General features: G+C 61.2%; 7 protein-coding genes and 1 pseudogene. 1 reads left to right on the forward strand and 7 read right to left on the reverse strand.

Annotated elements, in window-relative coordinates:
* Positions 1-42: 42 nt before the first annotated feature.
* From RAH42_RS05235 to RAH42_RS05245, 3 genes are read right to left on the reverse strand one after another with little or no spacing between them, the layout of a single operon-like run.
* Entirely contained in the window at positions 43-1,131 is a 1,089-nt protein-coding gene (locus tag RAH42_RS05235) for an efflux RND transporter periplasmic adaptor subunit (protein WP_078016615.1), read from the reverse strand.
* Positions 1,128-2,420, reverse strand: a complete 1,293-nt coding sequence (locus tag RAH42_RS05240) for a TolC family protein (RefSeq protein ID WP_078016614.1) — start codon at positions 2,418-2,420, stop codon at positions 1,128-1,130. The genes RAH42_RS05235 and RAH42_RS05240 overlap by 4 nt, the downstream gene beginning before the upstream one ends.
* A gap of 1 nt (position 2,421) precedes the next feature.
* Positions 2,422-5,526, reverse strand: a complete 3,105-nt coding sequence (locus RAH42_RS05245; RefSeq protein ID WP_078016613.1) for an efflux RND transporter permease subunit — start codon at positions 5,524-5,526, stop codon at positions 2,422-2,424.
* 229 nt (positions 5,527-5,755) lie between these two features.
* On the opposite strand from RAH42_RS05245, the gene RAH42_RS05250 reads away from it, so the two are divergent.
* Complete coding sequence (locus RAH42_RS05250) at positions 5,756-6,673, forward strand: TIGR01212 family radical SAM protein (protein ID WP_078016612.1); 918 nt, start codon at positions 5,756-5,758, stop codon at positions 6,671-6,673.
* An 85-nt stretch (positions 6,674-6,758) separates the two neighbouring features.
* On the opposite strand, the gene RAH42_RS05255 is transcribed toward RAH42_RS05250, so the two are convergent.
* The 4 genes and pseudogenes from RAH42_RS05255 to fusA form a co-directional block, all read right to left on the reverse strand.
* Positions 6,759-7,730: an NAD(P)-dependent oxidoreductase gene (locus RAH42_RS05255; protein ID WP_317540122.1), complete on the reverse strand. Its 972-nt coding sequence runs from the start codon at positions 7,728-7,730 to the stop codon at positions 6,759-6,761.
* A 100-nt stretch (positions 7,731-7,830) separates the two neighbouring features.
* Positions 7,831-8,184: a hypothetical protein gene (locus RAH42_RS05260; protein WP_078016610.1), complete on the reverse strand. Its 354-nt coding sequence runs from the start codon at positions 8,182-8,184 to the stop codon at positions 7,831-7,833.
* Between the two features lie 107 nt (positions 8,185-8,291).
* Positions 8,292-9,122 carry a triose-phosphate isomerase gene (gene tpiA / locus RAH42_RS05265; protein WP_317540123.1) on the reverse strand — a complete coding sequence of 277 codons (831 nt, stop codon included), beginning with the start codon at positions 9,120-9,122 and terminating at the stop codon, positions 8,292-8,294.
* A gap of 6 nt (positions 9,123-9,128) precedes the next feature.
* Positions 9,129-11,212 (reverse strand): annotated as a pseudogene (fusA, locus tag RAH42_RS05270) (elongation factor G).
* Positions 11,213-11,295 lie beyond the last annotated feature (83 nt).

Here is an 11,295-nt window from a genome sequence, read left to right on the forward strand (position 1 = left end):
GAAAAAGAGGAAGGAACCGCGCTCTGGTTCCTTCCTCTTTTTCTATTGCATCAGCCTGACGGGATCGCCGTCTTTGAGGGCGTTGCCGCCGAAGACGATCACTTCGTCGCCGTCTTTCAGGCCCGCCAGGATTTGCACGTCGACTCCCTGCGAGATGCCGGTTTTGACCTTGACGACTTTCGCCGTTCCATGCTCGTGCAGCACCAGTTCATTGTTTTCCGGATCGGCGGTGCGGTCGAGGCGCAGCGCGCTTGTCGGCACGACGAACGCGCCGACGGCTTCCCGTTCCACGACGAAGGCGCGCCCGAACATGCCGGGGCGAAGTTTGTCGCCCGCCGCGGCGTTCTCCAGCTGCGCTTCCACGGAAGCGGTGCGGGATTGCGGATCGATGTAATCGTCCACTGCGACGATCTGCGCCCTGAACTCTTCCCTGGGGAGCGCGTCGAGAGAGAGAAGCACCGACATGCCCGGATGGACGGAGTAAAAGCGCTTTTCCGGCACGCGGAAGGTCGCCTTGATAACGCTCAGGTCTGCCAGCTCCGCCACGGGCGTGTTGGGGGAGAGCATGGCGCCGGGAGCGAGGGCATAGTCGTTCAGCACGGTGCCGTCGATCGAAGCGGTGATGATGTATTCGTCGCGGGTGACCGTGAGGCGGTCCAGATCGGATCTGGCGGCGTCGTATTGCGCGCGGGCGCTTCGATAGGCCGTGTCTTTGCTGTCGAGCAGCTGCTGCGTGCTGAAACCCTCTTTTTTCAAACGCTGGTACCGCTGCAGCTCGATCTGCGCGTTGGCCCATTCGGCGCGGGTGCGGGCGACGGCGGCCCGGGCCGCGGCGATCTGGGCGTCCTGTTCGGCGTGGGCGAGGACGGCGATCTGCTGTCCTTTTTTGACGACGGCGCCTTTGGCGACGGTCAGTCTTTCCAGCCGTCCCGTGACGCGCGGATAGAGGACGACGCGCTGCAGCGCCTCGAGCGAGGTGTTTTGCGTGAAGCCTTCGCGGATCGTCGCGTCGGCGCGCAGCACTTTGATCCGCACATAGGCCGGCCCGGCGGGGGCCGCCGCGATCGGGGCCGGCCGAAGAGGCGACAGTGTCAGCGCCAGCAGCGGTATCAGGCAGAAACGTTTTTTCATCGTTTTTTCCCTTCCAGCGTCCAGGGAATCAAGGCTCCCTCGGCACGTTTCAACGCGACGACTTTCATCAAATGGTCGAAGAGCGACTGGCTGTAATCCTTGCGCGCCGCCGTCAGGTTGGATTGGGCTTCCAGCAGGTCGAGCTGCGGCGTCACGCCTTCGCGGTAACCGACCTGGGAGAGGCGCAGCGTCTCCCGGGCCAATGCCAGCGACTTGCGATGCGCTTCGACTTGAACGGCGCTGTCGCCGATCTCGACCCAGGCCAGCTCGATCTCCGAGAGGACGTCCAGTTCTTTCTGCCGCAGCGCCTGTTTGTTCTGCTCCTGAACGGCCTTCGCCTTCATGACTTCGCCGCGGGTCTGCCCGCGGTCGTAGAGCGGGATCTCGAGGGTGAGCGTCGCTTTCCATGAGTCGTCGCCGGCGTCCTGGTTACGATATGGATCGGAGTAGTCGGCGGCCGCGCTCAGATCGAAACTTGGCTTCATGGCGCCGCGGACGATCTTGATCTGTTCCGACTGGATCGCGATCTGTTTTTCCAGCATGGCGACGTCGGCGCGCTGCTTTTGAGCCAGCGCGACGGACTGCTGCGCCGTGCCCCGGGGATCGGCGAGTTCGAGGGTCCCCTTGGGGAGCAGCGCGCTGGAAGGCGCCAGCCCCATCAGGTTCAGCAACGTGATGCGCTCAGCGTCGAAGGCGCCGCGGCTGGAAGCCAGCGCCGCCTCGTTGGCGCTGAGCTTCTGTTCGGCGCGGATGACTTCGAGCTGATTGGCCAGGCCGACCCCGAGCATTTGCCGGACTTCCCGCACGTGCGTGCGGGAAGTCTCCACGGCGTCCTGCGCCGCGGCCACTTTCTCGCGCGCGAGGATGACGCCGTAAAAGGCGTCGTAAACGTTCACGGCCAACGCCTCTTCCGCTTCCCGCACGCCGAGTTCCGCCTGCGACAGCGTCGCCTGCGCCTGACGCCGCTGGGCCGCGTGCCTGCCGCCGGCGTAAAGGTTCTGCGTCAACGCGATGCCGGCGCTGACGCTGTCGGTCCGCGAAGTGCCGATGACGGTGGGGGAACGGTTGTCGCTGTATTGGCCGGTCAGGCTCAATCGCGGCAAAAAATTTCCCCGGGCCTGCACGACGCCGCCTTTGGCTTTGTTGAGCTCCTGCCGCCGGGAGTTGAGAGTCGGGCTCTGTTCCAAGGCCGTGACGATCGCTTCGCCGATCGAGAGGTCCTGAGCGCGCAGCCCGGCGGGGCAGAGGAGAGCGCCCGCAAGAAGAACCGCCCGCATGATCCGTTTCATGTTACGCTCCTTTCGTCTGCGAGAACGCCGCCTTTTTCATCCGGCGTCCGCGGCGCACGGCCTTGGCGCGATGGAGTTTGCCCTTGACGAAATCGGCGAAATCGTCCATCGACAGATACACGACGGGGATGACGAGCAATGTCAGCAGCGTGGAGGTGAAAAGGCCGCCGATCACGGCCGCGGACATGGGCTGGCGCACTTCGCCGCCAAGGCTGAGGCCAAGGGCGATCGGCAGCGTGCCGATCATCGTCGAGGTCGTCGTCATCAGGATGGCCCGCAGGCGCAGCGGTCCGGCGTTCAGCATCGCCGTGACCTTGTCCAGGCCCTTGGCGCGTTCCTTGTTGGCGAAATCGACGAGCATGATGGCGTTGTTGACGACGATGCCGATCAGAAGGATGATCCCCATCAGGCTCATGACGCTCAGCCGCAGCCCCATCAGGTAGAGGAAGCCGAACGCGCCGCTGGTCATGAGCGGCAGGGAGAACATCACCGTCAGCGGGTGCAGGAACGATTCGAACTGCACGGCCATGACCATGTACACGAGCACGACGGCGAAAACGATGCCCGTGACGATATAACCGAAGCTCTCCCGCATGTTCTCGGAATCCCCGGCCGGCGTCATCGTGAAGAGCCCGTTCTGCGGGGCGTGGCGGCGGAAGACCTCTTCCATGATCTGAATGCCTTCGCCGGGCGAGATCCCTTCGGTATTGGCCTGGATCTGGATGGAGCGCTGCCGGTTGTAGCGCTTGATGACGTTCGGGGCCATATCCATGACGGGCGTGACCAGACCGTCGGCGCGGATCAGGTCGCCGCCGTTCGTGCGCACGAGCGTGTTGAGCACTTTATCCGGCGTGTTGCGTCCGGGTTCGTCGGCGCGGATGCGGATGTCGTAGCGGTATCCTTCGTCGTTGAACGTGCCGGCAGTCGTGCCGCCGAACCAGGCGTCGAGCTCGGACGAAAGCGTCCTCACGTTGACGCCGAGGTCGTCCGCCAGGGCGCGGTTGAGCTCGAGGTTGATGCGCGGCTTGTTCATCTGCAGGTCGGTGACGATGTCGGCGAGGCCGCGCTTTTCGCGCTGCAGGTCGGCCTTGATCTCGTCGCCGAGCTTGGCCAGCTCTTCGGTGGTCGGCCCCTGGATGACCAGCGTCAGATCGCTGCCGCCCCAGTTGCCGAGCTTGATGTCGACGTCCTTGTACGCGGCGAGCTTCTCGCGCCATTCGCGCATGATCGCGCCGGACGAGGGCCTGAGCTTGCGGTCGACGAGATGGACGTGTAGCGTCCCCTTGTACACGGCCGAACCGGCGCCGCCGCCGGCGTTGCCGTAGGTATACAAAACCCGCGGATCCTGCTGGACCGTTTCGGAAAGCTCCTTCATGAAGGCGAGCGTGCTCTCGATCGAAGCGTCGGCCGCCATTTCCACGCTGATGTTGAAGCGCCCCTGGTCTTCGTTGGGGAAGAATTCGCTGCCCAGCTTCCCGGCGATGAAAATGCCTGCGGTGAAAGCGCCGACGGCGATCGCCAGCGTCGAGAGACGGTGGCGGACCGCGGCTTTCAGGACGCGGCTGTAACCGCGCTCGAGCCAGATCAGCGGTTTCTCCATCCAGTTCTGCCAGCGGACCGGCTTTTTCATGCGTCCGAGCAGGTTGGCGCACAGAAACGGCGTCAGCGTCACCGAAAGGAGCAGGGAGATGGCGATCGTCACCGTCACCGTGGTGCCGAAGGAACTGAAGAAACGTCCGATCATGCCGGGCATCAGCGCGACGGGCAGGAACACGGCGATCGTCGTCGCGGCGCCGGCAATGACCGAAGCGCCCACTTCGCTCGTGCCGTCGAGCGCCGCCCGCATGGCCGTCTTGCCCATCTCGCGGTGGCGCTGCACGTTCTCGATCACGACGGTGGTCGCGTCGACGACCATGCCGACGGCCAGCGACAGTCCCATGGCGCTCATGTTGTTCAGGGTGAATCCCATGCCCCAGAGGACGATGATACTTCCCAGAAGGCAGACGGGGATCGTGATGACCGTGACGATGGTCGCCCTGAAAGTGCGCAGGAACAGGAACATAATCAGAGAGGTCAGCAGGATCCCCATAATGATGTCGTCGCGCACGCCGTGCATGGAGTTGAGAATGTAGACGGAGTTGTCCTGAACGACTTTCAGCGTCACGCCGGGAGGCGCGATGCCGTTCAGCTCTTCGAGGCGTTTTTTCACGCCTGCGGCAAGATCGACCTCGTTGGCGCCTCGCTGCTTGCGGATGAAAATCAAGATGGAATCCTTGCCGTTGTAGAGGGCGACGTTCCTGACGTCTTCAAAGCCGTCTTCGATGCGGGCGATGTCGCGGAGGCGGATCACGGCGCCGTTGACGTTTTTGATCGGCAGGTTGGCCAGCTCTTCGACGCTGGCATATTCTCCGTTGAGGCGGATCCCGTACTCCTGCGCGCCGGTCTCGACCCGTCCGGCGGGAAGCTCTACGTGCTTGTTTTGAATGGCGTTCTTCACTTCAAGGGCCGTCAGATTGCGCGACTCCAGTTTGTACGGATCGACCCAGACGCGGATCTGGCGTTCCTGAAAGCCGCCGCTTTCGGCGCCGCCGACGCCCTGGACCGTCTGCAGACGTTCGAGGGCGACTTTGTCGACGAACCGGGAAAGGTCGCGTCTGCTGGTTTGACCGGTGCTTTCGACGGCAATGAACATGACGGGACGGTCGTCCATGTTGAACTTGTCGGTCTGCGGGCTTTTGGCGTCGTCGGGAAGACTGCTCTGCACCATGCTGGCCTTGCCGCGGACGTCGGCGGCGGCGTTGTCGATATCGCGCTCGAGGACGAACTCGACGATGATGAAGGAGCGTCCCTCGTAACTGCTCGACGAGATGTTTTTGATGCCCTCGATGGTGTTGATGCGCGCTTCCAGGACGTCGGTCACGTCGTTGTCGACGATGGCGGGACTGGCGCCCTCGAGCGTCGTGCGAACCATGACGACGGGGATATCGACGTTCGGCATCCGCTCGATGCCGATCTGATACAGGCCGTACAGTCCAAAGACGATCAGCGCCAGAGTGCCGATAATCACGCCGACAGGCCTGCGCATCGAACTTTCGACAATTTTCATCTTATCCGTCCTTTCCCGCCATCGAACGGCGCCCTGAGAGAAGACGCGCCAATTTCACCGTGCTTGAGTTATAATAGCTCTGATTTTGAATTATATCTCTATTTTGAACGCGCGCAATGTAGATTATGACAATCGAAGCGTTAACTTCGGAGAAATTCAAAAAAAATAAATCCATGCGATCGCGGCGGAGCGGTCCGAAACCGCCCAATCACAGAGGAGCGCGAGATTCATGAAGCACCTGTTACGATGGTCGGCCGTCCTGCGGCGGCAATTCGGCGAACGGGTCCAGAAAGTTTCCCTGGATATCGGCGCCGGCTGCCCGCATCGCCAGGGACTGCGCGGCGGCGGCTGCATTTTCTGCGACGAAAGGGGAGGCGGCAGCGGCGCCTTCATTCAGGGCATATCCCTGCGGGAACAGGTCAGAAGAGGGATCGCCGGAGCCTGGAAACATTACGGCACTCGTTCCATCATCCTGTACTTTCAGAGCTATTCGGCGACCAATCTGCCGCTGGAACGGTTCGCGTCGGCGCTCAACGAAGCTCGCGACGCCGCGGCCGCTTTGGGAGCGAACGTGCGCGCCATTTCCGTGAGCACGCGCCCCGACCTGCTCCCCGAGCCGGTCCTCAATTATCTGCAGGAGCTGGCGGAAAACTGCCAGATCTGGCTGGAGCTCGGCGTGCAGACCACGGACCCGCAAGGATTGCGGTGGCTGCGCCGCGGGCATGGATTGGACGTCGTGGAGCAGGCTCTTGCCCGGCTGAGCAAAACGCGCGTGCAAACTTGCGCGCACCTGATCGCGGGCATCCCGGGTGAACGGGAAGATCAGCTGACGCGGTCGGCTCTGTGGCTTGCGGAAAGGGGAGTGCAGGCGCTCAAATTCCACCCGCTGTATGTGCTGCGCGGGACGCCGCTTGAAACTCTGTACGCGGCGGGGCGATTCGAGCCGCTGAGCCGGAAAGGATACGTCGGGCGTCTCGTCGAAGCTCTTTGGAAATTGCCCGACGGGATCGTCCTGCAAAGGCTGACGGCGGGCGTGAGACCGGCGCAGCTGGTCGCGCCGCAGTGGATCTTGGACAAAGAATCGTTGGAACGGCAGATCGCCGCGCGTTTCATTTTCATGCCGCCTCGTCAGAACTCCGTCCGATGATCCCGGCGGGATGGCTATAAAACTATTATAAGACAATATTAAAAATCGACACGCCAGACTTCATAAAGACTGGCGTGTCGATTTTTTAACGGAGATGCCGAATATAGTCTTCGTTCAGCAGGCCGGGGATCGTCCTGTTGGCGAAGAACGCCAGGACGGAATCGACGGCGCCGCGGCACTCGCGCCGCAGAGCTTCGGCAGTCCAGCCGGCGGAGTGGGGCGTGAGCAGGGCGCTGCCGCAGCGAAGAAGCGGATTTCCGGACTGCGGCGGTTCGACCTGAAAGACGTCGACGGCCGCGGCGGACAAGGGGCCGTTTTCGAGCGCCCGGGCGAGCGCCGCTTCGTCGACGAGCGCGCCGCGGGCCGTGTTGACGAAGACGGAGCCGGGCTTCATCATTTCGAAGAGTCGCTCGTCGAAAAATCCCCGCGTGGCTTCGTTCACCCGGCAGTGAAGGGTCACGGCGTCGCACTGAGGCAGCATCTCTTCCAAAGTCTCGACGAAAGAGAACCGGCCGTCGTCCGGGCGCCCGTCCCGGGCATGAGGGGAGTAGACGAGCAGACGGCAGCCGAAGGGGACGAGCCGGTCGAGGACTTCGCGGCCGATCGCCCCCAGCCCGACGATCCCGACCGTGGCACCGCGCAGGTCATGTCCCAGCAAAGAGTCGGAGCTGCGCCAGCCGCCCCGGCGGATGACCGGCAGCTGCAGGTCGAAGCGCCGCAGCGCGGCGATGATCAGCATGACGGTATATTCGGCGATCGTCGTCGTGTTGGCGCCGGGGACGCATGAGACGGCGACGCCGCAGCGGGCGGCATATCCGACGTCGATATTGGAAGGCGGGCCGCCGCACTTGGCGATGAGCTTGAGTCCGGTCGCCGCCAGCAGCTGATCGTTGGATATCGCCGTCGCGGAGGTAATCACGACCGCCGCGGAACGGGCAAGGATCTCGTCGATCTCCTCGGGCCGCACGGGACCGTCGGGATTGACAAATTCGACCGCGGCGATCTCGCGCAGCGCGGCGAACCATGCTTCCGGTCCTTCCGGTTCGATGACTGTCACACATGGTTTCATGTTCGAAAAATCCTTTCGCCTACGCATAAAGCGAATCCCCAGAAGAGAAACGTCTCTTTTCCGGGGATTCGCCATCGAGTCAAATACCTTATTTGCCGATCATTTTGCCCATTTCGTCAAGATGCTTGCTCATCTGCTCGAGCTGCGCTTTAAAGGCGTCGTATTCGGCGCGGGCAAGATTCTGGGTGAAAGCCGTAAGCTCGTCGACGGATTTCTGCATCGAAGCCAGGTCTTTTTTGACCTGGGCGATCTCGTCATTCGGCATCTGACCGACGGCGGACGTCTTGATCTGATCCAGCTCGGCCTTCAAAGAGTCGAAACGGCTGTTCGTCACCGTAGCCAAAATATTCAGGAGCAGAACGACGCCGAGAACGATCAGAACGATCTTCTTTACCCCCAGACCTTTGACGTATTCAGCGATCTTCGTTTTTTCTTCCAACATGTTTATATGCCTCCTTGAGATTTTGTCCCGATCGTTTTTCATGGTGTCCTATAATGTATCTTATGTTACGCGCAGGGGAATTCTTGCCGATTTTGGCTGGATACAAATCAGAGCTCGGCGGCGCGGAAATTTTTCAGGATCGCGAAAAAATCGCGCGCTTTCAATGAAGCGCCGCCGATCAGGCCGCCGTCGATCGACGGCCGGCTGAAGAGTTCCGCCGCGTTCGACGGTTTGACCGAGCCGCCGTACAGGACCGGAACGCGAACCGAATCTTTGATGAGGCGGCAGACTTTTTCCGCGTCTTCGGCGCTGGCCGCGCGGCCGGTGCCGATGGCCCAGACCGGTTCGTAAGCGACGATATACGCCGCGCCGGCGGGAAAGTCTTTCACGCCTTTTTGAAGCTGATCGGAAATGACGGCGGCCGTTCGCCCGGCGTCGCGCTGTTCGAGCGTTTCGCCGACGCACAGCACCGGGATCAAAGCGGACGCCAGGCAATTCAGCGCTTTTTTGTTGACCAGCTCCGAAGATTCGCCATAGATATGACGGCGCTCGCTGTGCCCGACGATCACGTACCGACAGCCGGCTTCCTTCAGCATCGACGGCGCGACCTCGCCGGTATAAGCGCCTTCGCCGTGGTCGCTGGCGTTTTGCGCCCCCACGTTGATGCCGAGGTTCGTGAAGTTTTTCACCGCTTCGGGGATGAGGACGAAAGGAGGAAAAACGCAAATCTCCGTTTCGGCGTTCAAGCCCGGCCGCTCCGAAAAGAAAGCGGCGCTCTCGGCGGCAAAATCATTTATGGCGTGAAGGCTCTGGTTCATTTTCCAATTACCGAACAGGAAAATTCTTTTCATGCCTGACCTCGCTTTTCTGCACCGTTGGTTGTCAAAAAGCCCGCTTCCCGGCATGGCATTCACTCGAAAAGCAGGCTTCCGTCGCATCAAAAACTACTCTTCTTCCTCGGTCAGCAACCCCTGGCGTTCGGAGACGATCTTTTTCGTGATCTCTTCGGGGACGGGATCATAGTGCGAAAAGGCCATTTCGTAAGTTCCGCGTCCGGAAGTCATCGAACGCAAGTTGATGGCGTACTGGAACATCTCCGCCTGAGGCACCTGCGCGTTGACGACCTGGAGATGCCCCAGCGTGTCGACGCCCATGATGCGGCCGCGGCGGGTGTTGAAATCCCCCATGATCTCGCCGAGATACTGATCGGGGACAATGACTTTCACGTCCATGATCGGCTCGAGCAGGATCGGCGAAGCTTCGGCCATCCCCTTCTTGAAGGCCAGGTGCGCCGCCGTCTTGAAGGCCATTTCCGAGGAATCGACGTCGTGATACGAACCGAAATACAGCGACGCTTTGAAGTCCACCGTCGGGAACGCCGCCAGCACGCCCTTGTTCAGGCACTCGCGCAGCCCTTTTTCGACGGCGGGGATGTACTGCCTCGGCACCGTGCCGCCGGTGATCTTGTCTTCGAAGACGAAGCCCTCTCCCCGCTCGAGGGGCTGAACTCGATGTAAACGTCGCCGTACTGGCCGTGGCCGCCGGTCTGCTTTTTGTGCTTGCCCTGCGCCTTGGCCGACTTGCGGATCGTTTCGCGATACGCGACCTGCGGCACGCGGGTCTTCAGGTTGACGCCGAAGCGGTCTTTCAGCTTGGCGAGAACGATGTCGAGATGGAGATTGCCCATGCCGGAAAGGATGTTGTCGTTCGTTTCCGCGTTTTTCTCGAAGCTGACCGTGGGATCTTCTTCGGTGATACGGCGGACCGCCGTCCCCAGCTTGTCCTCGTCGGCGCGGCTCTCGGGATCGACGGCGACCGAATACACCGGGCGCGGGAACTTGATGGCCGGATAGAGCACGGTGCTGCCGGCCTTGCCCATCGTATCGCCGGCCCGCGTGCTCTGCAGCTTGGGAATGGCGACGATCATGCCGGTCGTGACTTCCTTGACGTCGACGCTCTCCTTGCCCTGCATAATCTTGAAGGTGCTGACGCGCTCCTCCTGCCCGGTGCTGACGTTGAAGATCGGTTCGTCGGTGGTCAGTTTGCCGGAATTGACGCGGACATAGGAAAGTTTGCCCACGTAAGGATCGACCAGCACCTTGAAGCACAGGCCGCTGAACGTGGCGTCGTCGTCCGGCTTGATCGTGATCTCTTTCTCCCCTCCCTTGACCGCGGGGCGTTCGCGCATCTCCAGCGGGCTGGGAAGATAATCGACGATCAGGTCCATGAGCTGGCGGACGCCGATGTTTTTCAGCGCGGAACCGGGCATGACCGGGAAGATCTTGCACTTGTAAATGCAGCGCTGCAAAACGGGAAGCAGTTCGTCGATGGGGATGTCTTCGCCGTCGAGATAACGCATCATCATCTCTTCGTCTTCTTCGACGATGGCTTCGACGAGATAGCCGCGGGCGCGGTGCGCGTCGCTGATCATCTCTTCGGGGATCCCCTGCTCTTCGAATTTCCCCGAATCGTCGTTGTAAACGTAAGCGATGTCCTTGAGGACATCGACGACGCCCTTAAAGGAGGCTTCGCTGCCGATCGGGAGCATGAAACGGTAGGCGCCCTTGCTCAGATTGGCGCGGATCTGTTCGTAAACCCCGTTGTAATCGGCGTTTTCGCGGTCCATCTTGTTGACGAAGAAAATGGTAGACGTCTCGAACTCCCGTGCGAACTCCCAGGCTTTTTCCGTCTGCACTTCAACGCCGTCGACCGCGCTCACGAGCATCACGGCGGAACCGGCGACGCGCAGCGAGCTGCGCAGGTCGCCAATGAAGTCGGCATAGCCGGGAACGTCAAGGACAAAGACTTTTTTGCCCTTGTAGTCGTAATTCAGGAGGGAGGTGCTGATAGAGATCTGGCGTTTTTGTTCTTCGGCAGTGTAGTCGGAAACGGTGTTCCCGTTTTCCACGCTGCCCCGGCGGGTCGTGACGCCGGCGTCAAAGAGCAACGCTTCCGCAAGCGAAGTTTTGCCTGCGCTTCCGTGAGCAACAATCGCGATACTTCTGATGTCTTCCGTTTTCATTCCCATATCTCTTGCCAACCTCCTCGATGATTTCGGCGATGACACAGTTCCTTGTTTAAGTTTTTCTATACTCCCGTATTTTAACAGAT

The sequence above is a fragment of the Pyramidobacter sp. YE332 genome (assembly GCF_033060595.1).
In the GTDB taxonomy this organism is placed as follows: Bacteria; Synergistota; Synergistia; order Synergistales; family Dethiosulfovibrionaceae; genus Pyramidobacter.